Here is a 24,039-nt window from a genome sequence, read left to right on the forward strand (position 1 = left end):
GCGCTGCTTCTAGCCCCGACTACGGTGCTGGGGTTGAGCGGCTGGCATTGGCCGGAGCGGCCCGCCGGCTGCTGAACGCGGCCAGAGTCACTGCGGTTGGCGACGACGCGGTGGCAGAGGCCGCTGAAATGCTGGAACAAGCGGCAGGACTGCTGGAGGCCGAGCAAATGGAGGGGCTCCACCACCAGGGGGTCATGGGCGATCTGGAAGCCGGGTTTGAATCGCGTGACCCGATGGCGTTCTTCCCATACAGCCCGATCATCGGACGGTTGAACCCGGCCTCGCCCCCCGCCGAGTTCTGGGCCGAGGGCGACGAGGTCCACGGGCGAATGAACCTGTCGCCGGTCTTCGCCGGCCCGCCGGGCATGGTCCACGGCGGGATCATCGCCATGGTGTTCGACGAGCTCTTGGGGGTGGTCAACGTGGTCAACGACAAGGGCGGCTACACCGGCACGCTGAAAGTGGTGTACCGGCGGCCCACGCCGCTGCTCAAAGACATCACTCTGCGGGGTTGGCCGACGGGCGGCGAAGGACGGAAGCTGCACGTCTCCGGTGAGATGGTGTGCGAAGGAACAGTGACCGCCACTGCCGAGGGTATTTTCGTGCGGGCCGACCGACTGCTCATCGACAGCCCGTGAGGCTCGAGAGAGCTGGGCTAGTGCTCTAGCTCGACTGCGAAGCGGTCGGTGTAGAAGCTGAGCGCTTGGCGGCGCTCTTGTGCGGTCATGTCGAAGTCGGCCAGGTCGTAGATCACCCGACCGTGCTTTCCCCGAGGATGACCAGCCATGTAGGCGTCCATGGCCGCCTTGACCTCTGCGGTGAACGGCTGGCCGGCCAGCTTGTAGATGCGCTCCACCATGGCCACGTCGTCGGCCATGAACTCGTGGAACAAAACGTCGATGGACTGCTCGGGGGGAACGAGGTCGCGGTCGTCGGCACACGACTGGAGCATGTCGGCGATGAGCTGGGCCCACCACTGGCCGATGCCGCAGACGTCAACCGGATGGGTGGCGCTCATGCGGGCCGAGTAGCAGATCATGGTGGCGAACGAGGCGGTGATCGACACCGGATCGCGGTGGGTGAACACCACGGTGGCGTCGCCGAACACGTTCATCAATGGGCCTATCTGCTCCAGATGCTGGGGCGACTTGAGCACCCAGCGCTCCCGGGGCGGGCGCTGGTGGGTGAGCACCTTGAGAATCCGCTTCAGGTACTGGTAGTGGGGGGTCTGGTCGTGCTCTTTGTAGTACGACCGCCATGTGGGCAGCACGGCCAGACAGTCGAACAGCATGGTGGAGAAATCGATGCCCAGCAGGTGGATCTCCTCGTGGACGTGATCCCAGGTCATCTCGTGCATGCGGGCGTAGTGGGGCATGGCCGTGTTGAGGATCACCAGGCCGCTCTTGGCCCGCTCGATGCGGCCTTCTGCGGTTCCGGCCTCCTCGGGAGGGGGAACCGGCTCCATGGCCTCCCACCAGGGCAGAGACCGCAGTGCGGGGTCGGCGGAGATGAGGTTGTGCAAATGGGTGGTGCCGGTGCGGGGCAGTCCGGCGATCACGATGGGACGGTCGATGGGCACATCTAGGGCATCGGGGTGGTCCTTGATGTACTGCTCTGTGCGCAGCCGGTTGGCCGCAAACGCCGTGAGCTGGCTGAAGCTGCTCACCCGGCCCATGGGGGAGTGGTCGGCTTCGGTGTCCAATGAGCGGCACAGCACTTCGAGCGGGGCCCGGAACTCGTCGGGGCCGAAGTCGCTGAGCCCGGTCTGAGCGGTGGCCGCCCCCAGAATCGCCTCGGGGCTCAGCTCGATCTGATCGGCCATGGGCGCCGTCTGCTCCATCATTTGAGCGATCTCAGGAGCAAGTACCGGTTCTACGAGGTCTTCAATGCGGATAGGGTCTGGTCGGTCGCTCACGCCCGGCAGAATAGCGGTGGGGTCTATGGCAGCCGAAGCCGTTCCACTGGCTGGCCGGTGACTTCGGCTATCAGCTCGTAGTCCTTGTCCACATGAAGCACGGTGAGCTGAGCAGATTCGGCAGTAGCGGCGATCAGGAGATCGGGGATCGCCGGTGCCCGGTGTCGGCCGAGAATTGCCAGAGACCTTTGAATCTCCAAGGCTCGGTCTTCAATTGCAGGTGTTATGTACTCCACGGGCATCTCGGCCAGCGGGGGTTCCTCGAGGGTTATGCGGTAGTCCTCGGCTGAACGAGCCGAAAACCCGATTTCAAGTTGGGTTAGTGTCGTAACTCGAACTAGGCCGCGCTGAATTCTTGACGTCCACTCTTCAACATCGGGACTGCTCGCCAATCGCACAGAGGCAGACTTGTCGATGAGCCAGCCAGTCACGACCAGGCTTTGGCCATCACTTCAGGATCAGCGAGGTCTGCACAGCGCTCTGCGAAACGCTCCAAATCAGCCACTGTTGTCCGACCGTGCCCTCTGGTGCATTCTCGAGCGAGCACTCGTCTTAGATACTCGGCCCGGGACAGCCCAGCGCTCGACGCCTTGGCATCGATCTCCACCACCAAGTCGTCAGGTACCCCTCGGATCAATATGTCACCCATCGGTGCGACCCCATTGCCGTTGATATCACCGATATCATAACAGTGGCAGCCGACTGCGTCGTCAGAAGGGGCGGTTTCCGCGGGATAGCAGTGCTGTATCTGAGCCCCTGGGGGTTGTAGAAGCTTCGGCAGATGAGAATGCCAGGGAAGATCCGTCGATCTGAGCCCCGGGGGGTTGCAGGGCCGGGCTTGGTTGTCTAGCCCGCTGCCTTCTGGCGGCGGCGGTGGGCGGTGAGGATGGCCTCGGTGTAGCCGTTGGGCTGGTCGCGGCCTTCGAGAACCAATGCGATGGCCGCGCTGAACGGAACGCTGGCCGAGAAGTCGTCGCCCATGGGCTCATAATCGGGGTCGTCGGCGTTCTGGGCGTCCACCACTGAGGCCATTCGCCGCATGGCCTCCACTACCTGATCTTCGTCCAGCAGCCCGTGGTGCAGCCAGTTGGCGATGTGCTGGGACGAGATCCGCAGGGTGGCCCGATCCTCCATCAGCGCGACGTTGTCGATGTCGGGCACCTTGGAGCAGCCCACTCCCTGGCCCACCCACCGGGTCACGTAGCCCAAGATGCCCTGGGCGTTGTTGTCCAGCTCCCGCTGGACCTCGGCGGGAGACAGCTCGCGATCCGGCGGAAGCACGGCGGGGGCCAGCATGGCTTGAACGGCGGCGTCGCGGCCGGCGGGAGAGGCGGCCAGTTGGCGCTGACGGGCAGCCACGTCGGCTTCCAGATAATGCAGGGCATGAAGGGTGGCCGCGGTGGGGGAGGGGACCCACGCGGTTGACGCCCCCGCCTGGGGGTGACCGATCTTCTCGTCCAGCATGGCGGCCATGTCGTCGGGCCTGGCCCACATCCCCTTGCCGATCTGCGCGTGCCCCGGCAGGCCCATGGCCAGCCCCACGGCCACGTTGGCATCCTCGTAGGAGGTCAGCCATCCCGATGCCTTGATCTCCGCTTTGGGGATCATGGGGCCGGCGTACATGTTGGTGTGGATGTCGTCTCCGGTGCGGTCCAAGAACCCGGTGTTGATGAACGCCACCCGCCCGGAGGCCTCGGCGATGCAGGCGGCCAGGTTGAGCGATGTGCGGCGCTCCTCGTCCATGATCCCCACCTTCAGCGTGTTGAGACCCAAACCCAGGATGTCTTCAACAGCGGTGAACAGCTCCCCGACCAAAGCGGCCTCGCGGGGGCCATGCAGCTTCGGCATCACGATGTAGGCCGACCCGGTATGGCTGTTGCGGTGAGGCCCGGCACCGACCAGATCGAACTTCGCGCACCAGGCGGCCACCGCTACGTCGATGATGGTCTCCGGAATCGGCTGGCCGCCTACCAGCACCATGTCGGTGTCCATGTGCAGGCCCACGCTGCGAATCAGCATGATGCTGCGCCGGCGCACCGTCATCGGCTTCCCCGACGGATCAGTTGCCGCAGTGTCGGCGTTGAGGCTGCGGATCATGGCCCGGCCGCCCTTGGCGAACGAAGCCGTGAGGCTGCCCTGCATCAGACCGAGCCAGTTGGCATAGGCCAGGGTCTTGTCATCGGCGTCCACCGCGGCCACCGAGTCCTCCAAGTCCATGATGGTGGTCAGCGCCGACTCCACCATCACGTCGGCGATTCCTGCGGGGTCGTCGCGGCCGATGTCATGGTTTCGGTCGATGACCACCTCGATGTGGAGCCCGTGCTTTTGCAGGAGCACCGTCTTTGGCGCCGACGCATCGCCGGTGTGGCCGGCGAACTGCTCGGGATCGGCCAGCCCGGTTGAGCTGCCGCTGGACAGGCCCACCCGCAGCCGGCTGTCGGACACCGCATGGGCCACCGCGTCGGCGTGCGATCCCGAGGCCAGGGGGAAATGGCTGTCCAGCAGGGATCGAACCCGGTCAATCACCCGCTGTCCCCGCACCGGGTTGTACGGCCCGGCCCGCTCGGCTCCTCCAGACTCGTCGATGGCATCGGTGCCGTAGAAGGCGTCATACAGGCTTCCCCAGCGGGCATTGGCCGCGTTGAGGGCAAAGCGGGCGTTGTCCACCGGCACCACGAGCTGCGGCCCGGCCATCACTGCGATCTCCGGATCGACTCCCTCGGTGACCACCGGCACCGGTCCGGGATCATCGATTAGATAGCCGATGGAGCGCAAGAAGGAGATGGCCTCATCGGGCTGGGTGCAAGGGTCTTGGTGCCAAGCGTCAATCCGGGCTTGGAGATCGTCTCGTTCGTTGCGGCATGCCTGAACCTGTGGTCGAAAACGCTCAACGATCCCGCCGAATGCCGCCCAGAATTGCCCAGGATCTACACCAGTTCCCGGTGCCAACCGGTTGACGGCGAATTCGGCCAGAGGTCTGGCCACCTCGATCATTCCATACGTCTCGTAGGCCACAAGCAATCAGGGTAAGGCCCGGCGGCCTGTCTTGTTCCATCAATGACGTGGTTGTCTCCCAATCGGCCCGCGCCTGCGACTAGTAGTCGGTATGCTCCGTTTCTATGCGGGTTAGGCAACTCTTGCTGGTTGTTCTGGTTGCGTGGTGTTTGCTGGTTCCGGTGCTGGCCGTCGCGGCTGCCGGCGCGCAGCCGGCGTCAGGGGGCGTTGTCACCGGCCAGCAAATCACAGAGCGCGACGAGTTGATCGCCGCCCAGAAATCATTGCTCAACGTTTACCGTTGCCGGTTGAGCATTGACACCGATGCCGTCCCCGGCGGCTGCGACGGCGATGAGCCCGCTGGCACTGTCTCTCTACCCGCCCCGTTCGCCGGCACGCCCACCATGCAGGAACTCGAGCGGCGCGACCAGCTCATCTCCACCCAAGAGGCTCTCCTCAACGCCTACCGCTGCCGGTTCGGCATCGATGCCGATGCCGTCCTCGGCGTCTGCGCTGACCAGCACACCGCCATCGCCGCCGGGCAAATGCACACGTGCGCTATCAGGGATGGCGCCATCGTGTGCTGGGGCCGCAACGATGGGGGCCAGCTAGACGCGCCCGAGGGCCGCTACACCGCCATCGCCGCCGGGCTAGGGCATTCGTGCGCCATCAGAGACGACGGTGCCATCGTGTGCTGGGGCCGCGACAATGGGGGTCAGCTAGACGCGCCCGAGGGCCGCTACACCGCCATCGCCTCTAGCTCGACTGGCTCTGATCACTTGTGCGCGATCAGAGAAGGCGGCGCCATCGTGTGCTGGGGCCACAACGCCCACGGCCAGACAGAGGCGCCCGACGGCCGCTACACCGCCCTCACGGTCGGCACGGACCATTCGTGCGCCATCAGGGATGACGGCGCCGTCGTGTGCTGGGGCCGCGACGATGGGGGTCAGCTAGACGCGCCCGAGGGCCGCTACACCGCCCTCGCCGCCGGGCTGGGGTATTCGTGCGCCATCAGGGATGACGGCGCGGTCGTGTGCTGGGGCCGCGACGATGGGGGTCAGCTAGACGCGCCCGACGGCCAATTCACCGCCCTCGCCACCGGTGAGCGGCATTCGTGCGCCATCAGAGATGACAACGCCATCATGTGCTGGGGCCATGGCGACCACGGCCAACTGAACAGGCCCGGCGGCCCGCACACCGCCATCGCCACCGGTGAGCGGCATTCGTGCGCGATCAGAGTCGATGGCGCCATCGTGTGCTGGGGCTACAACGGCGACGGGCAGGCGGACCCGCCCGATGGCCGGTACTCCGCCATCGCCGCGGGTGTGCGGCATTCGTGCGCGATCAGAGTCGATGGCGCCATCGCCTGCTGGGGCTACAACGGCGACGGGCAGGCGGACCCGCCCGATGGCCAGTACATCGCCATCGCCGCGGGCGGGGAGCATTCGTGCGCCATCGGTGCCGACGGCGCCATCGCCTGCTGGGGCCGCGGCTCCCACGCTCAGTTGGACCCGCCCGATGGCCAGTACTCCGCCATCGCCGCGGGCGGGGAGCACGGAAGGCATCTGTGCGCCATCGACACCGATGGCGCCATCGCCTGTTGGGGTCGCGGCGATGACGGGCAGTTGGATGCGCCCGGTGGCCAGTACTCCGCCATCGCCGCGGGTGAGCGGCATTCGTGCGCCATAGATGCCGACGGCGCCATTGCCTGCTGGGGCTACAACGGCGATGGGCAGTTGGATGCGCCCGGTGGCCGGTACTCCGCCATTGCCGCGGGTGAGCGGCATTCGTGCGCCATAGATGCCGACGGCGCCATTGCCTGCTGGGGCTACAACGGCGATGACGGGCAGTTGCATGCGCCCGATGGCCAGTACTCCGCCATTTCCGCCGGACGATGGCACACATGCGCCACCAGAACCGCCGGCGCCATCGCCTGCTGGGGCCACAACGGCGACGGTCAGACCGACCCGCCCAGGGGCCTGTACACCGCCGTAGCCGCGGGTGTGCGGCATTCGTGCGCCATCGGTGCCGAAAACTACCTGTGGTGCTGGCAGTGGACCTCCAACCTGCCTAGTGGGGTGTCTTGGGAATACACATTCGGCGGGTTGTGGATTGGAGCCATCTAGGCATCAGGCTCTGTTTTCTCCAGCAAGTTCCAACTTCGCGCCAATAAAGGTGCGGCTAGAAGCAGCGCGATTGCTAGCCTGCCCGGACGACAACCCCCTAGCCATCAAAGAGGTGTCAGCATGGCCGTCAACGCTGCCGGTTCATTCGATGCCGAGGTCCGATCCACCCAGGCGTGGATGGCTTCGCCCCGCTTCGAGGGGGTGACTCGCCTGTACTCGGCTCGCCAGGTGGTGGAGCAGCGCGGGGCGATCGACCAGGACTACACCGTGGCCCGCGTGGCCGCCGACCGCTTCTATGCCCGTCTGCGGGAGCTGTTCGACCAGGGCCAGTGCATTTCCACGTTCGGCCCGTACTCGCCAGGCCAGGCCGTCGCCATGAAGCGGGCGGGGATCGAGGGCATCTACCTGGGCGGATGGGCTACGTCGGCCAAGGGCTCTCTGCACGAGGATCCCGGTCCTGATCTGGCCAGCTACCCATTGAGCATGGTGCCCGACGAGGCGGCCGGACTGGTGCGGGCGCTGCTGACCGCCGACCGCAACCAGCGCTTCGCGCTATCCCGGATGCCCGCATCTGAGCGCTTGGCCAGCCCGGTGGTGGACTTCACCCCCAGCATCATTGCCGATGCCGACACCGGTCACGGCGGCGATGCCCATGTCCGCAATCTGATCCGCCGCTTCGTGGAGGCCGGCGTTCCCGGCTATCACATCGAAGACCAAAAACCCGGGGTCAAGAAGTGCGGCCACCAGGGGGGAAAGGTTCTGGTGCCGTGCGATGAGCAGATCAAGCGGTTGAACGCGGCCCGATTCCAACTCGACGTGATGGGAGTGCCTGGCATCATCGTGGCCCGCACCGACGCGGAGGCGGCCAACCTGTTGGACGGCGGGACCGACGAGCGCGACCAGCCGTTCATCATGGGGGCCACAAAGCTGTCGGTTCCCTCCTACAAGGACGCCTACCTGGCGGTATTGCGCCGGCTGGCCGAGGTCGGAGTGGAGGGAGTGAACGGCCACCTGCTGTATGCCGTTCCCGAGAGCCGCTACAAGCGGGCGATGGGATGGCTTGACCAGACCGGGGTCAACCAGATAATCGAGAAGACCGCGGTCACCTACCATTCCTCGCCCGATCCCCGAGCCGACGACGCAGTGGACCGGGTCTCAGATGCGCTGGCCGAGGCATGGCACCGGGCGTCGGGGCTGGCCACCTATGCCCAGGCGGTGGCCGACCAGCTGGCCATGCGGTCGGCGGAGGGGGAGACCTTCGGGATGGATGCCGGCGAGTGGCTCAGCTACGCCCGAACAGTTGACACCGACACCGCCCGGGAGCGGGCCGTGGAGATGGGCTTGGACGTGGCCTGGGATCCCGAGGTGGCCCGGACCACCGAGGGGTATTACCAGGTAAAGGGCGGGATCCCCTATGCCGTGGCCAAGTCGCTGGCGGTGGCCCCGTTCTGCGACTTGCTGTGGATGGAGACCAAGACCGCCGACCTAGACGACGCCCGAGAGTTCGCCGAGGCCGTCCATGCGGTGCATCCCGACAAGATGCTGGCCTACAACCTGTCGCCGTCGTTCAACTGGGACACCACCGGGATGAGCGAGGACGAGATGAGGGAATTCCCCGCGGAATTGGGCCGGCTGGGGTTCGTGTTCAACTTCATCACCTATGGCGGCCACCAGGTGGATGGAATGGCGGGAGAGGAATTCGCCGCCGCCCTCCAACAGGACGGGATGCTGGCCCTGGCCCGGCTCCAGCGGAGGTTCCGCCTGGTGGACTCGCCCTACAAGACGCCCCAAACCCTGGTCGGCGGCCCCCGCCTAGACGCCGGGCTCATGGCCAGCTCGGGGCGCACCGCCACCACCCGGGCCATGGGCAAGGGCTCAACCCAGTTCCAGCACTTGGCGCAGACCGAGGTGCCCACCCGAGAGCTCGAGGCCTGGCTGGAGCGCTGGGCGGCCCACAACGCCATCGACGCCCTGCTGAAGGTGAAGCTGCGGCCCTACTCCGCGGGGTCGGAAATACTCGAATTGGTGGTGTACAGCGGCGCCAACGACTTGGCCAACGTGGTGTTCGGGGTGCTGAACGACCGGCGGGGCCGCGCCATCCTCTCAGTGCGAGACCAGAACACCCACAGTCCCGCGCTGCGCCGCAAGCGGCTGATGGCCCTCATGCACCTGTACCTCATCCGCCGCTACAGCGCGGTGTCGATCCAATACCTCACACCAACCCAGGACAACTACCGACAGGCCGTGGGCATGAAGGAGCTGGGCTTCTTCGCCTCAGTCTCCGACGAGGTGGGCGAGATCATCGTCGCCGACGTCGACGAGGCGGTGGTGACCAAGCTGGTGAGCGAAGACGACGCCCTGCAAGAGCTCATCGAGGGTCGGGGCGCCTAGTCGACCCCCACCCGGGCCATTGCCGAGCGAAGGCCAAGGGTCAGGATTCCGGTCAGGCCGGCAACCCCGGCAAGCAGCACTAGCCCGGCGCCGAAACCACCGATGTCGGCTAGAACGCCGAACAAGATCGGCCCGGTTACCCCGCCGGCTTCGCCAACGGTGAAGAACAACCCCCCGGCCGCTCCCATATTGCGCTGCGCCACCCCGGGTAGCTGCATCATCACCACAAGGGCAACCGGTACAGCCAGCCCTCTGCTCAAGCCGATGATGGCCAACCCGGCCAAGGTGGTCGCCTTGACGTCCACATAGAGCAGAATGGAGGCGATGGAGAATACGGCATAAACCCCGGCCATTACCGCGAGCCGACTGCCTTCTGGGATCAGGCGCGGCCCCAGCAGCGCACCGACGATGCTGAGGGCGGTGACCGCGCCGGCCAGGTAGCCCGCTGCTGAGCTGGAGAATCCCCGGTCTTCGATCACGGTGGGGAGCCATCCGTTGAGGGCGTGATTGAAGAAGAACATGCCGAGGGCCACTATCAGCATGAGCCGGACGGCTCGATGGCGCAGGAGGCCCCTGGCGCCAGAGAAGCCGTGGTCGGGATTGGCATCGCGGTCCGCCCCGGCAGCGAGTTTCTCTCCGGCGGAAGCGGCGATCAACCAGACGGCGATGACCGCCACGGTAATGAGGGCGTAAACCATGAGCGTCGCCCGCCAGCTCTGGTCGAATGCCGGCATGAGGAGGCTGTTGGCGGTAACCAGGGGCAGAACTCCGCCGATGGCCGGTGCCGACATGGTGATCCCCATGGCCAGCGCTCGCTCTTCCTCGTCGAACCACACGCTGATCAGCTTGGGAGCGCCCACCGAAACCAGCGGCCCGCCGAGGCCGAACAATGCCACCGAGCCGAACATGCCGATGAAATTGGTGACGACCGGACGCAACAGCGCGGAGGCAGAGATGATCACGGTGGCGATTCCCAGCGAGCGGCGCAGTCCGAGCCGATCGACCAGCGCTCCAGATGGCATCGCCGCAACGAGAAACACCAGAGGCCAAGCCCCCAGAATCGTTCCCATGGCCCCTTTGCTCAGATCCAAGTCCTCCCGGATCACGTTTACCAGCGGGGTCATCCCGAATACCGCTATCCCGAAGGAGAAATACACCATCCACAGCGCGCCGAGCATCACCCAGCGATAGGAGTGGCTGTGTTGATGCACGCCGGGACCGTAGCAATCGCCGGTCGCCCATCTGTCATGCTGACCCGATGGGAACAGCAGTAGTAACCGGCGCCGGTCAAGGAATCGGTCGGGCGATCGCAACGCGTCTGGCCGCCGATGGCTATCACATTGTGGCCGTGGACCAGAGTCGCGAGTCGGCGGCCGCCACCGCCGAAGCGCTCAGCGGCGAATGGCGGCAGTGCGATGTGTCCGATCCTGATTCAGTGGCCGCCTTGGCCGAGTCGCTTGATCAGGTGGACGTGCTGGTGAACAACGCCGGCATCTGGATCTTCGCCAATCTGGACACGATGGCGCCCGAAGATGTGCGCCGGGTGCTGGAGGTGAACGTGATGGGGGTGTTCAACTGCACCCAGGCACTGGCGCCGCTGATGGGACCGGGCTCGGCCATCGTCAACCTCTCATCGAATGCCACCTTTTCCAACTCCCCGGGAGTGGGCATCTATCCACCGTCCAAAGCTGCGGTGGACAGCTTCACCAAGCAGACCGCCCTGGAACTGGCCCCTCGGGGCATTCGAGCCAACGCGGTCGGCCCGGGCATGATCCAGACCGAGAGCACCCAGGTCAACTACGAAGGGGAGAAGGGCCAACAGCGAGCACGGGCTGTGCCGTTGGGGAGAACCGGTCGGCCCGACGACATTGCCGACGTGGTGGGCTTTTTGGCCTCCAACGACGCCCGCTACGTCACCGGCCAGGTGATCTATGTTGACGGAGGTCTCAGCGCCGGCCGGGCCGCGCTCTAGCGGGGTCGCCACCCCGAGGCGCTTGCTCCTACCATTTGTCTGACTCCTCGGCGTAGACGTGGTTGGGCATCTGGTAGGGGATGCCCTGCTCGTCGAACCTCGAACCGGACATGAGCGTCATGAAATCGTTGAAGCTGTTCATTCGCGCATGCTTTGGGAGGATCCTCGACATGATTTTGTAGTACCTCGAGTGGGCGCGCTGCCAGGAAAGTACCCCGAATGAGACCTGCTTGGGGTAGTTCAGCTGATCGGCCAGCGTGTTCCCGATGAGGGCCCGCGACACCCTGTATACGTACTGCGCCAGCTTCCGCTGCTCGTCTCGGCCGTCGACGCCGACCACGGGGGGCGCCGAGTTGACCAGTGAGTTCGCCATCGCAATGGAGTGGAAGTCGGGCTTCGGCTCGCTCATGACACCGACCTCGAACAGCTTCAGCGCCTCTGCCTCGTCGCGGAAGAGGATCGACTCGGGGATCCCCATCAGGTGTCCCGAGTAGCGCCACACTGTCATGAAGCTGGCAGCCTCCTCGTCGCTGTAGGTCGCTCCCAGGTTTCTCATATGTTTGAGAAGCCGGGCAGAAAATGCGGTAATGGCGAAACCTATGTGGGCCGCACTCAGCGGAGTTCCCCACGCGTCGGCGTCCCACTCCTCGGATTCGGTGAGCAGGCGCCTGATCTGGGCGTGGATGAGCCTGATCCTGACCGAGAGCTTCCACCCGTCTCCGAAGCGCTCCAACCCGTTGGGGAAGAATATCTCTGTCATATGGCGGTTATTCTGCTGAAGGCGCCGCACCCCTTGGTCGCGCAGTCGGCCAGTGATGAAGAACGACTTGCTGATGTTGGTCGAGAAGCCTTCCACGAGGGTGCCCGCGATCATCCCCCCCAGAACCATCTTCAAGTTCCGGTGGAACATGTGGACGCCCGGGGCCAGCGCCGACAGCTCAAGCCAGTCGGGCAGCGTCGATGCATGATCGAAGAGCGCTTCGACCTCAGGGGGCGCATCGGGCAGGTTCTCCCCGTCGGTTTTGTTCATGTAGGCGGCGATTAGGCGCCCCTCCTCCGATGCTGACTGCTTCATCGAAGAGAGTGCCTCTATTGCGGCATCCGCCAAGGGATCGCCGATCACGGTGTGCGCCAGGTAGTTGCCGGCCATTTCCGGATCGAAGGCGCGGGCTTCCTCAACGCCTGGGTGTCGATAGCAGGTGGGCACCTTCATTGGTGCCTTCTAAGCATCGGCACGGGGGAGGGGGGGGGGGGGGGGAGCAACGTAGACTATTTCTCATTGTAGCTGCATCAATTCTGCTAGGCGCTATCAGCTTAATTCACCGCCGGGAGTCCGGTGGTGAATTCAAAAGCGCAGTTGTTTCGTCAGCCGATACCGGTGGTTTGCTGGGACAGTTGGGGTGAGCTGCCGGGGTCAGGAATGCTGCCCCAGCACCTCAGCGACCTCTTCTGCGGTTTCGACGCCGCTGGTCGTGGCGCCGTTGACAATAGGCGACCGCATGTAATCGCCTGCAATGAAGAGGTTCTTCACGTCCTGGTTGAGTTGACTGCGCATTTCCACAATGGCCTTGAACATTCCGGGCTGTCCCATGCAGACAGCCTCGTTCCACCGGTAGACGCGGGTGAAAAGCACATCGTCGTCGTTGGGGATCGCGGAGCCGGGAGGGGCATTGCGGCGGGCGTCGCCGAGCATCTGCCGGACGATTTCCTCATCGTCGAGCGGGAACAGCTCTTCGGCGCGGTCTCTCCCCACCCAAAGATCCAGTGTGCTCTTGCCGGGCGGCGCGCATTCGGGCAGGTTGACGGTGCGGTCCAGCAGCGCCGGAGTGTTGTCCTCGGGGTACAGCGCAACACTCCAACCGGCAGGAAGCGGCCGATGGTTGAGTCCAACCACCACTCGGATGCCGCGCGAGTAGTTCACCTTGCTGAGTGCGTGGCGAATCCTCGGTGACAGGTCTGGCATGATTTCGAGCGCCTTGGTAGCCGGTACCGCACAAATGACGGCGTCTGCCCCGATGCGCTCGCCGTCACCGGTGATCACACCGGTCGCCACGCCGTCTTCGATCACAATACGCCTCACCGGTGTGGAGAGGCGTATGCCTCCCCCCAATCTGTCAGCCAGGGCGTATGACAGCGCACTGCACCCTCCCTGGGGGACGTAGAGTTGGGTTGGCTTGAACAGCACCTCGCCCAGAAACGCCCGGATCCAGGTTGCACCGAACTGTTCGGGGTAGCCCATCGTCAATTCCAGGAAACCCTCCAACGTGACCCTTAGATGCTTTGGCACGCTGAGTCTGTCGAGGAAGTCGCCGTAGGTTTCCTCCCCGTCCAGTTCGGCAATCTTGTGGTCGCTGGCATAATTCAGATACTGGGCATCGGCCCGGAGGCCCTTGGCCAGTTTCAGGGTGGGCCAGATTCCCCGGGGAGACAGGAGTCCCAAGGTCCAGAACGGTCGAATGTTCTTGAGCAAGGTGCCAAGAGAGTCGATCGGGGTGGTGACAACCCAGCGTCCGTGCCGATACCAGCCGATATCCATCTTGGTGCGGATAATCGGCAGGCCCAACTCCTCGCAAATGCGAAAGGTGACGTCGTAGGAGGAAGGGAAGAAGTCGGCGCCCTTGTCCGTCGAGAACCCATCGACTCTGTCGCCGCCCATGCGTCCGCCGACCTGGTCGCCAGCCTCGAGGAGGAGGGGATCGAGCCCGTGCTTTTGGAGGGTGAATCCTGCGCTCAGTCCAGCGGCCCCTCCGCCAACGATTACGACTTTCCGTGCCATCCAAGGGGAAGCATATAGGCCAGCCGCCGCTGGCCTAGGATTCGGCTATGTACACGTCCATTTCCCGATGGTGCTTCCGGCATCCCTGGCGCGGGCTAGCAGTCTGGCTCGCTGCTCTCTTGTTGATTGCCGGTATCTCTGGGAGCCTCGGGGCTTCCTACAGCGGCGAACTCGCCATTGCCGGCACCGAGAGCCACTCTGGCGGCGAGATTCTCAAAGACCACTTCGGGGGTGTCGGCGCCGGGCCCGGAGGGACTGTTGTCTTCCGGGCTGAGCAGGGCATCGACGACCCAGCAGTGTTGACCGCGCTGAGCGAGCTGCTGGCCAGAGTCGACGCCATCGAGGGCACCACGGTCATCTCGCCCTACGGTCCGGGAGGGCAGTACCGCATCGCCCAGCAGGGTGGTGAGGCCGGGCTGATCGCCTACGCCGACGTGAGCCTTCCGCCCGGGACCAGCGGCACCGATGCGCAGGAGGTGGGCGCCGAGATCGAGGACCTCATCGAGGAGCTCGATCTCCGGTCGATGGAGGGCCTCGATGTGGAGGTCGGCGGTGTTTGGTTCGCTGAGCTCCAGCCGCCTGAGTCGGAGGCTATTGGGCTCGCCTTCGCCATTTTCGTGCTGATCGCGGTGTTGGGCTCGGTAGTGGCCATGGGTGCCACCATTGGCGCGGCCCTCATAACGGTGGGTATCGGCACGGCTGGAATCGTGGTCTTGAGCAACATCATCACGGTGCCGGACTTCGCGCCCGCCATCGGCTTGATGATCGGCTTGGGGGTGGGTATCGACTACGCCCTGTTCATTATCACCCGCTACCGCGATGCCCTCAGCAGCGGGCACGGACCCGAGCAGGCGCTGGCCACAGCCCTCAACTCATCCGGTCGGTCGGCCGTGTTCGCGGGAGCGACCACGGTCGCCTCCCTGCTGGTGATGCTCACGATCGGGATCCCGCTCGTGAACGGTTTCGCCATAGCGGCGGCGGCCACGGTGGCCGTCGTGCTGGTGGGCTCGGTCACACTCTTGCCTGCTCTGATCGTTCTGCTCGGCGACCGGATTGCCACAACCCGCGTCCGGGGCATGGTGGTTGCGGTGCTGGTCAGCGTGGCACTGTTCGGCTTCGGTGCCGGCAGTCGGCAACTCCTGGTTTTTGCCCTTGGAGCGGCTGTGATCGTGCTGGTGGCCGGACTGTTCGGGGGAGAGGGAAACCGGCTGCGACGAGTCTTGCGGCCGCGCCGGGAGAAGCCGTTGCGAGACACCGGCTGGTATCGGCTCAGCCGCAGGGTGCAGGCCCGGCCCTGGACCTTCGCCATCGGCGGCACCGTCGTCTTGCTTCTCTTGGCTGCGCCGGTTTTGGATCTGAGATACGGCTTTCAAGATGAGAGCAACTTCTCTGCCGACACGACCACCCGCAAGGCCTATGACCTGACTGCCGCCGGCTTCGGACCCGGTGGCAGCGGCCCGCTGCTGGTGGTGGCCGAGGTGTCGTCGCCGTCGCAGATGGATGAGCTCGCCAGCCTGTCGCAGGCTCTTGGCGCCACCGACGGAGTCAGTTTCGTAACTCCTCCAATTCCGAACAACCCGGTTGCTCCGACCGCCGCGGCGATCGAGGTTAGGCCAGCCACCGGGCCCAAGACCATCGAGACCGAAGCCCTCGTAAAGGACATACGCGAAACCGTTGTGCCCGCGGCCACCGCCGGGACTGGCCTCGATGCTCAAGTGACGGGTTTCACGGCTGTCAAGGTCGATGTCAGCGATTATTTGAAGGTCCGCACCCCGTTGTTCTTCATCGTGGTGCTAGGTGCCTCCTTTTTGCTGCTGATGGCCGTATTCCGCTCGCTGGTCGTGCCGCTCAAAGCGGTGATTATGAACATGCTGTCGATCGGCGCGGCCTACGGCGTGCTGGTCGCGGTGTTCCAATGGGGCTGGCTCGGTGGCCTCATTGGAGTCGAGCCCGGCCCGATCGAGCCGTTCATACCCATGATGCTGTTCGCAGTGCTGTTCGGCCTTTCCATGGACTACGAGGTTTTCCTGCTGTCGCGCATGAAAGAGGAGTTCGAGCGAACCGGCGACCCCGTCAACTCGGTGGCCGACGGCCTGGCCGCCACGGCGCGGGTCATAACTGCCGCCGCGTTGATCATGGTGTTCGTCTTCGGGAGCTTCGTGTTCGAGGACCAGCGGGCGATCAAGATGTTCGGCATCGGCCTGGCGGCCGCGGTTGCCGCCGACGCCAGCCTGGTACGCATGCTCATAGTGCCTTCCACGATGGAACTGCTCGGCACCCGAAACTGGTGGCTCCCGGGCTGGCTCGATCGCATTCTCCCCAAGATCAACGTTGAGGGCAGCCCCCCAGAGGCCCCAGCACAGGAAACTGACTGAAGGCCCCGACTAACTTTACATAACAAAGATTCTCAACGCTCGGAGCCAGAGGATGCAGGCAGGAGAAGGCCAAGTCCACGACAAAGCAGGAACGCGGCTCTCATAGGGCACGGTACGCTTTCTACATGGCTAGCTCAGCGCTGGCAGTCACCAAACCAAGTGCTTCCAGTGTCGCCCGCGAATGGATTGAGGCGCTCCCCGCCGGCACATGGTTCCGCTCGGCGGCGGTTCCGGGCAAGCGGCATGTGGCCCGCAACGTCCTCTCCAGGCTGATGGCGGCAGACATGCCGATCATCGGAAGGTTCACCCCTGGCATTTATTGGCGGCAGCCGTGCCAGCGCGACCACGGCTATGGGGTGATGCCCTCCTTGGACGATTCGATTCTTGCCCCACCAGGCTCGGGATATGCGAGTCGGAGGCGGCACATCTCTGTCGGCCGCTTGGGCCATCACGGAACGCTGGTCACAGGACATCGACATGATCCTCGCTCCCGCTGAGGGGGTCACTCCCAAGATGCTGCGGCAGGCGTGCAAGAAGGCTGCTATGGCCGCATCGGCGCAGATCGGATGCACCTTCAGGGAAACCAGCAGAAGCCAAGGCCGCTACTTCCTGGAGTTCAGGGAGAAGAAGCAGGAGGTATCCAGCATCGACATCGCCTTCCGGGCCGTCGACGAGCCGCCGCTGTGGACTCAGAAAGTCCCCGTGATGTCGATGATCGGTCGGGTCTGCGATCCCGATCTGCTCGAAGCCCACCCCGAATTGGGCGGGTTTGAATTCCGCACACTCGGCCCCGGCACGACGGCCATGAACAAGCTGCTGGCGCAGACCGAGATGTGCGAGTCCGGCGATCTCGACAACATCAGGAGGCGGGCCAGAGATGTGTACGACTTGGCGCGCATCGCCAGGAAAGCGGACGAGTTCGAGGGGCACCCCCCCACCCCCGCATCCTTGCCCTATGCCAGACCAGTAGGGCGCTTCCGATATCCAGGCCCTCGAAGAGCTCGACGCCATATGGCAATTCATTGAAAATATCTGTTGACATCGGGTACATCATGAAATAGATTGCTATGGCTGGCTTGAGCCAGAACTATCGGCCTCCAAGGCCCCTGTCGAAATGTGTGGAATGCGAGGGCGTTATGGGCGCCTTACACCGAATGGGGCTGGTCGCAGCGCTGCTGCTGAGTGCCTGTGCGGGCAACGGGGCCGATCCGCCCGCGGCCTCTTCGACAATTGCTCCGCCGGCTACTGCTCCGCCGGCTACTGCTCCGCCGGCTACTGCTCCGCCGGCTACTGGTCCGCAGGCGACTGCTGCCGCAGGGCCCATTGAGAGCCCCGAATGGGTGGAAGCATCCGAACCGAGATCCTCCTCAACGGTGGCGGTGCCGCCCGCCCCCGGATCCACCCCCGTCGCAGTACCGGCCGATCCCTCACCGGAATACACCGCGCTGCCGACACCGGAGCTGCCCGAGGGCTGGACCCTCAGCCTCGGCTCCGGTGGTGGTGACATCTCAGATCCGGTGGTCAACCAGCCAAGCACCCATTCCCACCCCGACCCCGTCGCTGATGGGCAGGAGCCCGATCCAAGCTGGAAGGACATCGCTCCCGGTGCCACCGACGAGGGCGGGCACAGCCCGGGGTACCGACCGCCGCCGGCGTCGGTCAGGAGCGCGTGGACAGAGGTTTCTCCTGGTGAATACCAGGTGCTGCGGCCTGCCACCTTGGAGGAATTGGGCGGGTTCCGCGTGATGTCACCGCCCCCGGAGGCCTTGGACTGGATGACCCGGTGCGTGAACTACCATGCAGCCCCACCTGATTCCTCGTCATGGCCCGAGGATGAGCGTGTCGCACACGCCGTACTGAACTGCACCACCAGCGCAGGCTTGATGGAGCAGTCGATACAGCGCTACGGAGCGGACCGCGGGTGCGTGCAGCAGGCGTACTCCGACGACTACAGGGCAGACGGCGTACACGGGAACTCATGGACGCAGTGCCCGACCATTGGAAATCCAACTCCGCTTGACGGGCGTCCCTTCGCAGAGAAGTGCCGAGACGTCGTGTTCCGAGGCTTGGAGATCAAGGGACATCCCAAAATGGAGAAGATCGCCACCGAGTCCTGTGTGCTGTTCGAAGCAAATCTTGCAGCGCTCCTGGAAGTTCCGGGAATAACACGGCTGTGTGCCGAGCACTGGACCTTGAACTCCGCGCTGAATGCCGAGGCCCCGGGCGCGGTGCCCGGAATGCACCAACACGTGGGGATGAACACCAATGAGACGTGCTGACCGAATGCGGCGGCCTGTCGCCACCGCGGTGGCTGCCGCGCTGCTCGCAATGCTGCTCAGCCCGGCACCGGGGACTGCCGATCTGAAGTTCGACTTCGACTTGACCCCGTGCGATGCCGCGTCGCCGGGCCAATGGTGCTGGACCAGCCGTACCCAAGTGGTGCACGAGTACGACCACACCAACCTGTTTGTCGAGTACGCCGGCACCCCCTACGGCAAACAGCCGACCGGAAATAGCCGTTCCACTTCCTGCGTCGTTCACAGCACGAGCGTGGGGTGTGGCCATGGCCCGCCGGGGCCCGACACCAGCGGGGGCTGGTACGAGTTTGCCGGCCACAGTTGGACGCAGCGGAGCAGCTACTGGTCCTACACCATGCAACAGAAGCCACCGCCGCCCCCACCGACGGCTGCGCCGACGCCCCGGCCCGCGCCGACGCGGACAGCTGTCCCGACGCCTACCGCTACTGCGCCCCCCAATCCCGCGCCGAAGCCGACCGCCACTGCGGTCCCCACCCCTTCACCGACCCCGACGGCTGTGCCGACTCTCCCGCCTTCACCGACGGCTACTGCGGCGCCCACCCCAACGCCTCCGCCCCCGCCGACGGCTACTGCGGCCCCCACCCCCCCGCCGCGGCCCATCCCAACGGCTACTGCTCGGCCCACTACTCCCCCGCCCTGGCCCACTGCTCCCCCGTCCCGGCCCATCCCCCCGCCCACCCAGACTGCGAAGACCTGCTCGTCAGCGTGGACCGACGAGACCCGGATGTCGCTGTTGGGGCGGTTGCGGTGGGAGTCGATTGTCCCCTATGACGACGGCTTCACCGGCTACCACCATCCAGAGGTTCCGGGCGGGCGGCTGTTCTTGACCGCGGCTTCGAGAGCGGGCGGCGCGGTGCGACACTGGACGGCCCTGCGTCCGGGGGCAACGCTCAATGTGGTAGATCACCCGGTGAACGGGTGCCTGTGGACGGCTACAGGCGTCGGGGTATCGCTTCGGGAACTGCTTCCTTACGAGACTGCTGATCTGGCCAAGCTGAAGTCTCCCGGCCCCGTGGCCGCGGAGGGCATGGCCAAAGTGGCCGCCGCGCAGTGGGATTGGCTGAGCACGCAGCGCAAACAGTGGTTCCGAACTGCCTTTTCCCGAAACGATCCCCCAGTTGTTTGGTGCCCGCCAAACGAGTTGCCCCGGTGGACAGTGCCGGAAGGCGGAGTGTTGTCGCTCTCCCCGGCTTGGGAGGCAGCCCACGGGCATTGCCGGTGGTCGATACCCCGCCGAGGCTTCTGGATGTGGCGGCTGCAAGTTCGGTACACCTCTGAACAGGGCGATCATCACACCGTGGACTTGGCCGATGATCTTTCCTGGTTCCGCGAGCCAACCGAATATCTGGGCGAACGGATCTCGATATGGTGAACCGGCTGAACCGCGAGCAGTGGTCGCCCGCCTCATGGCCGGTTGCCCTCCGCTGGCGCCTGCTGGCCGCAGCGGTCGTGTTGGTCGTCACCATTGCCGCGATCGCCGCGCTGTCCCGAGACGGCCAAGACATGGCAGAGGTTTCGGTGGTGGCGGCCGCCCAGAGGTGGGCCGAGGGCCACCCGCCGGGCGATCATGCCACGGTCGACATGCCGGCCGACTTGGCGGCGCTGTTCGTTTTGCCCGCTGAGCTGGCCGATGCCATAGCGGCAGTCGATGTGCCCGAGGGCACGCTGGTCTCGCCCAGGATGCTGCGCCCCAGGCAAAGCGGTGACGCCAACCGCACGACCGCGCTGATGCGGTTCATGGTGAGCGCGGAGATGTGGGGTGGTTCCGGTCCGGCTGGCGGAGACCGGGCCGTGTTCTCCCCCTCCTCCGGCGGATGCGCAGCCGCCCTGGTGACTTTGATCGCAGTGGACGACGATGGCGCCGCCACCAGCGTGACCATAGAGGCCACCCCTGAACTGGCCTCTGTGCTGTCCGATGGCCAGTGGTGGATATGGGAGTCGCCTCCTGGTGGCTGGCCTCCATGTCATAGCACGGGCGCCCCCGAGGCGGATGGGGCGATCAGCTGATGCTTTTGGCCATAAGAGACCGATGGCTCGACGGCGAGGCTGTGGAGCGGGTGCTGGACGGAGTGCTGGAGGGCATTGCCAGCACCGCCCCCGGTGTGGTTCTGGCCACCTCCCCGACCCAGGTTGACCAGGCGTCGGCTGCCGGCCATCCCACGGTGCTGTTCATGCAAGACGACGAGCCGGAACTCCGCCTGGAATCGGCGGTGGCCTCAGCCGCCGCGGTGCTGTGGATCACTGCCGTCGACAGCACCGACGTCCGCTCCCAGCTTCGGCTGGATTCGGGGGCTCGCCGTTCCACGCCGATTGTGTCGGTGGTGGTGTCCGACGATCAGCCCGACGCCGAGCGGCTCCGCCGCCGCCGGGTGTTCACACTCTGGGTGCCCACCGAGCTGGGCCGGAGTCACCGCCGGTGGCTGCTCCGGCTCGGGCGTCGCATGGCGTGGACCGCGGTCGCCCCCCGCCGACTCGACCCGCTCGACCGAGAGACCCACCTGTGGTCGGCATCGCAGGCCGCCCAGTCCCGTCTGGCCGATCTGCTGGAGGAGACCGGAGTCGAAGAGTTCCAGATCCGAGGCGGCGAGTGCATGATCGTCCATCGCGCCGAGGGGCAGCGTGAGCGCCGCAACTCGCCGTTTGCGTCCAATGACGAGCTGATCGAGACGGCCCGGCACTTGGCTAGCTTCTCCGGAGGGCAGCCCCAGCGCTTCGACATGCTCGACAGCCGTTTGGACATCCGCCTCGGCGACCGGTGGCGGCTGCACGCCGAAGCGTTCATGTGCCATCCCCCAACCATGGTGCTCCGGTCGAACATGGCCGGAAAGGCCACGCTGGCCGACCTCAACGTTGCCGCCCCTCCGCTCCAAAAGCTCTTGGCGGGGGCGGTTTCCGGCCCGGTCCGGGCCAACATCGTGATCGCGGCGGCCATGGGCGGCGGCAAGACCACGCTGTGCCAGGCCCTGCTGGCCACCGTCGACGGATCGGAGAGGATCGACACCATAGAGGACACCCCTGAGCTCCGCTTGGCTCAATACGGCATCCACCCCAACAGCTTCGAGCGTCTCACCCGGGATGCCAACAACGACGGAGTGGGGAAGCTCACCATGAGCGACCACATCCGCGACGCCAAGCGGGCCAACTCGTCCAAGCTGGTGATCGGCGAGACGAGGGGCGAGGGCACTCTTGCGCTGCTCGACGCCATGAGCAGCGGGCTCAATGGCTGCCTGGTCACGCTGCACAGCCAGCCGGGCCCGGGGGTGCTGGCCAAACTGCTGTCGTACGCGTGCAGCGAGGGGGCCGATCCCCGGTTTGCCCGCCAGCAGATCGCCATTGCCGTCCATCTGCTGGTGTGGATGGGCCGCAACGAGATGGGAGAGCGGGTCATTTCCGATGTCACCCAGATCGTCAGCTATGACGATCGCCAAGACATCATCGACACCCGGTGCCTTTGGGCTCTTCCCCCCGGACAGCGGTGGTCTTCCCCGGTGGGCCGACCCCATGGCCAAGTCGAGCGCCTGTACCAGGCAGTGGGGATAGACCTGCGAGCGGCCGGCGGACAGGCGCCGGGAACCGACAGGAGGCCGGCAGTGTCTTCTTTGCCGGCGGCGGCTTCCTCGGTGATGAGCCAATGACTGCGCAAGCCGCGCTGGCCCTGGCCGCAGGGTTCGCCATGATGATGGCGGTTTGGTGGCCAACCTCGGCCGGAACCCCCTCGTCGCTCCTTATGGGGCGCCTGCTCTTGGCCCAGCGGCGCACGGTTCAAGCCGGGCCGCTGCTGGCCGCCGCCCTGGTCGCCCTTGGATTCATCGCCGGACTGGTGCTGGTGGGGGCGACGGCCGGCGTGGCCGCCATGGTGCTGACCGGCGTGGGTGTATGGGCAATCGCGGTTCAGGTCAGGTCGCGCCGCAGCCTGCGGGAAGCCGACGAGCTGGCCCAGTTGGCCAACGGACTGGCCAACCAGGCGCTGGTGGCGCCCACGGTGGTGGAAGCCGTCCGCCAAGCAGCGCCGCTGGTTGCCGGCCGGGTCGGTGCGGCCGCACGGCTGATGGCATCTGAGTGCGAGACGGGCGGAATGGCCGAGGCGGCCAACCGCTTTTCCACCACCATCCAACGCCCTATCGCCGAGATGCTGGCCACCGTGTTGGACGAAGCGTTTCGGGGCGGTTCGCAGTGGGTGGGATTGGCTGGCGTCCTGGCCGACGAGGCCATGGAGGCGGCCGAGACTGCTCGCCACTTCCACCGCTATGTGGCCGCCCTCATGCCTCAAATCGCGGTCACCGTGGTGATGGCTGCGGGCATGCTGGCGGTCACCGGATTCGCTGCCCGAGACGTGGGCGTCTGGCTTTCCTCCGCGGTCGGCCAGCAGTTCCTGCTGCTTCTGGCGCTGCTTACCGCCGCGCTCTGCGCCCGGGTGCTGGCCCCAGCCTGGCGGGCGGGACGATGAACTTTGTCGCCGGCGTCTCAGGGGTGGCCGCGGTGATGGCGTTGCTGCTGTCCCCGCCCAGTACCAGCAGCCGGGCTGCCATCCAGGCGGCGGCCATCGGCTGGCCCCCCAACCATGTCTCGACGGCCAGCTGGACTCTGTCGGCTGCCGGCGCCGTGGTTGGCGGGCTCGTCGGTCGGTCGGCATCCGGCTGGGCCGCAGGTCTGACTTTGGCGGTAGTGGCCGGAACATGGCTGCCCCGCCTGGCGCCGATGGCAATCAGATCGCTGGCCGCCGCGGCCTACTGCCGGGAACGAGACCAAAAGGTACTCGAGTGGATGCGCAAGCTGCGGCTGTTGACGTCGGCTGGACAACCCATCAACGCTGCCGCGGTCAACGCTGCCGTGACGGTATCGGGTCGGGCTTTCACCGTGGCTCGGGGGGCCATCGGGGCTGCTCTGGAGGCCGGACGGGATCCGCTGCCCGCAGTCGCCGCGGCCATTGCTGGCTCCCCTGCCGAGCCGTTGCTGGCCTCGGTGGTGGCCGCAGAACGGGCCGGGGCGGCGTCGTCAGACCTGCTGGACAAGTCCCTGTCCCGATCGGTTCGGACCTTGGAGTCCGAGCGACGCCTGGCGATCGACCAGCTCAGCCGGGCCATCGGAACCACGGTCACCCTGGTGGCCGCGATCGCTGGTCTTACCGTCATGGCCGCCGTGATCTTCGTGCTCTGACGCGAGCCGGTAGCC

Annotated in this window: 20 protein-coding genes; 13 read left to right on the forward strand and 7 right to left on the reverse strand. The window is 65.6% G+C overall.

Translation table 11 applies throughout. The features are described from left to right. The first annotated feature begins 47 nt into the window (after positions 1-47). Entirely contained in the window at positions 48-638 is a 591-nt protein-coding gene (locus ACOGXA_RS01950) for a PaaI family thioesterase (RefSeq protein WP_419925605.1), read from the forward strand. A gap of 17 nt (positions 639-655) precedes the next feature. Here ACOGXA_RS01950 and ACOGXA_RS01955 read toward each other — a convergent pair whose 3' ends face one another. The 4 genes from ACOGXA_RS01955 to ACOGXA_RS01970 all read right to left on the reverse strand — a co-directional run bounded on the left by ACOGXA_RS01955 (position 656) and on the right by ACOGXA_RS01970 (position 4,909). Further along, positions 656-1,915, reverse strand: a complete 1,260-nt coding sequence (locus ACOGXA_RS01955; RefSeq protein ID WP_419925606.1) for a sulfotransferase family protein — start codon at positions 1,913-1,915, stop codon at positions 656-658. Positions 1,916-1,938: 23 nt separating this feature from the next. Beyond that, the gene (locus ACOGXA_RS01960) at positions 1,939-2,352 is read right to left on the reverse strand and encodes a PIN domain nuclease (protein WP_419927029.1); all 414 of its coding nucleotides are present in this window, start codon (positions 2,350-2,352) and stop codon (positions 1,939-1,941) included. Beyond that, positions 2,343-2,564, reverse strand: a complete 222-nt coding sequence (locus ACOGXA_RS01965; RefSeq protein WP_419925607.1) for an antitoxin — start codon at positions 2,562-2,564, stop codon at positions 2,343-2,345. Before ACOGXA_RS01965 ends, ACOGXA_RS01960 begins: the two co-directional genes overlap by 10 nt. 197 nt (positions 2,565-2,761) lie before the next feature. Further along, the gene (locus tag ACOGXA_RS01970; protein WP_419927030.1) at positions 2,762-4,909 is read right to left on the reverse strand and encodes a malate synthase G; all 2,148 of its coding nucleotides are present in this window, start codon (positions 4,907-4,909) and stop codon (positions 2,762-2,764) included. 125 nt (positions 4,910-5,034) lie between these two features. Between ACOGXA_RS01970 and ACOGXA_RS01975 the strand changes: the two genes are divergently transcribed. Together ACOGXA_RS01975 and ACOGXA_RS01980 are read left to right on the forward strand one after the other, a co-directional pair. Beyond that, a complete protein-coding gene (locus ACOGXA_RS01975; RefSeq protein WP_419925608.1) occupies positions 5,035-7,035 on the forward strand; it encodes a hypothetical protein in 2,001 nt (666 codons plus the stop codon). A 120-nt stretch (positions 7,036-7,155) separates the two neighbouring features. Further along, positions 7,156-9,426 (forward strand): isocitrate lyase/phosphoenolpyruvate mutase family protein, encoded by a 2,271-nt coding sequence (locus ACOGXA_RS01980; protein WP_419925609.1) that lies wholly within the window; start codon positions 7,156-7,158, stop codon positions 9,424-9,426. On the opposite strand, the gene ACOGXA_RS01985 is transcribed toward ACOGXA_RS01980, so the two are convergent. After that, entirely contained in the window at positions 9,423-10,637 is a 1,215-nt protein-coding gene (locus ACOGXA_RS01985; protein ID WP_419925610.1) for a CynX/NimT family MFS transporter, read from the reverse strand. The two genes, ACOGXA_RS01980 and ACOGXA_RS01985, sit on opposite strands and share 4 nt — an antisense overlap. Before the next feature lie 47 nt (positions 10,638-10,684). Here ACOGXA_RS01985 and ACOGXA_RS01990 point away from each other — a divergent pair, with 47 nt between their 5' ends. Beyond that, on the forward strand, positions 10,685-11,398 hold the full coding sequence (locus tag ACOGXA_RS01990) for an SDR family NAD(P)-dependent oxidoreductase (protein ID WP_419925611.1): 714 nt from the start codon (positions 10,685-10,687) through the stop codon (positions 11,396-11,398). 28 nt (positions 11,399-11,426) lie between these two features. Here the strand turns inward: ACOGXA_RS01990 and ACOGXA_RS01995 are convergent, their stop codons facing one another. Continuing rightward, complete coding sequence (locus tag ACOGXA_RS01995) at positions 11,427-12,521, reverse strand: oxygenase MpaB family protein (RefSeq protein WP_419925612.1); 1,095 nt, start codon at positions 12,519-12,521, stop codon at positions 11,427-11,429. Between the two features lie 291 nt (positions 12,522-12,812). Next, positions 12,813-14,174, reverse strand: a complete 1,362-nt coding sequence (locus tag ACOGXA_RS02000) for a protoporphyrinogen/coproporphyrinogen oxidase (RefSeq protein WP_419925613.1) — start codon at positions 14,172-14,174, stop codon at positions 12,813-12,815. Between the two features lie 47 nt (positions 14,175-14,221). Between ACOGXA_RS02000 and ACOGXA_RS02005 the strand changes: the two genes are divergently transcribed. The 9 genes from ACOGXA_RS02005 to ACOGXA_RS02045 all read left to right on the forward strand — a co-directional run bounded on the left by ACOGXA_RS02005 (position 14,222) and on the right by ACOGXA_RS02045 (position 24,024). Continuing rightward, entirely contained in the window at positions 14,222-16,549 is a 2,328-nt protein-coding gene (locus ACOGXA_RS02005; RefSeq protein ID WP_419925614.1) for an MMPL family transporter, read from the forward strand. 405 nt (positions 16,550-16,954) lie between these two features. Continuing rightward, on the forward strand, positions 16,955-17,575 hold the full coding sequence (locus ACOGXA_RS02010) for a nucleotidyl transferase AbiEii/AbiGii toxin family protein (protein ID WP_419925615.1): 621 nt from the start codon (positions 16,955-16,957) through the stop codon (positions 17,573-17,575). Positions 17,576-17,922: 347 nt separating this feature from the next. Next, entirely contained in the window at positions 17,923-18,828 is a 906-nt protein-coding gene (locus ACOGXA_RS02015) for a hypothetical protein (RefSeq protein ID WP_419925616.1), read from the forward strand. 339 nt (positions 18,829-19,167) lie between these two features. Then, entirely contained in the window at positions 19,168-19,638 is a 471-nt protein-coding gene (locus ACOGXA_RS02020) for a hypothetical protein (RefSeq protein ID WP_419925617.1), read from the forward strand. Next, a complete protein-coding gene (locus ACOGXA_RS02025) occupies positions 19,592-20,239 on the forward strand; it encodes a hypothetical protein (protein WP_419925618.1) in 648 nt (215 codons plus the stop codon). The genes ACOGXA_RS02020 and ACOGXA_RS02025 overlap by 47 nt, the downstream gene beginning before the upstream one ends. Beyond that, positions 20,233-20,874 carry a hypothetical protein gene (locus ACOGXA_RS02030; RefSeq protein WP_419925619.1) on the forward strand — a complete coding sequence of 214 codons (642 nt, stop codon included), beginning with the start codon at positions 20,233-20,235 and terminating at the stop codon, positions 20,872-20,874. Before ACOGXA_RS02025 ends, ACOGXA_RS02030 begins: the two co-directional genes overlap by 7 nt. Beyond that, positions 20,874-22,502 (forward strand): ATPase, T2SS/T4P/T4SS family, encoded by a 1,629-nt coding sequence (locus tag ACOGXA_RS02035; RefSeq protein ID WP_419925620.1) that lies wholly within the window; start codon positions 20,874-20,876, stop codon positions 22,500-22,502. The genes ACOGXA_RS02030 and ACOGXA_RS02035 overlap by 1 nt, the downstream gene beginning before the upstream one ends. Then, on the forward strand, positions 22,499-23,314 hold the full coding sequence (locus ACOGXA_RS02040; protein WP_419925621.1) for a hypothetical protein: 816 nt from the start codon (positions 22,499-22,501) through the stop codon (positions 23,312-23,314). Before ACOGXA_RS02035 ends, ACOGXA_RS02040 begins: the two co-directional genes overlap by 4 nt. Beyond that, positions 23,311-24,024 carry a type II secretion system F family protein gene (locus tag ACOGXA_RS02045; RefSeq protein WP_419925622.1) on the forward strand — a complete coding sequence of 238 codons (714 nt, stop codon included), beginning with the start codon at positions 23,311-23,313 and terminating at the stop codon, positions 24,022-24,024. Before ACOGXA_RS02040 ends, ACOGXA_RS02045 begins: the two co-directional genes overlap by 4 nt. Positions 24,025-24,039 lie beyond the last annotated feature (15 nt).

It is taken from the genome of Candidatus Poriferisocius sp., assembly GCF_965208475.1.
Classification (GTDB): Bacteria; Actinomycetota; Acidimicrobiia; order Acidimicrobiales; family Bin134; genus Poriferisocius.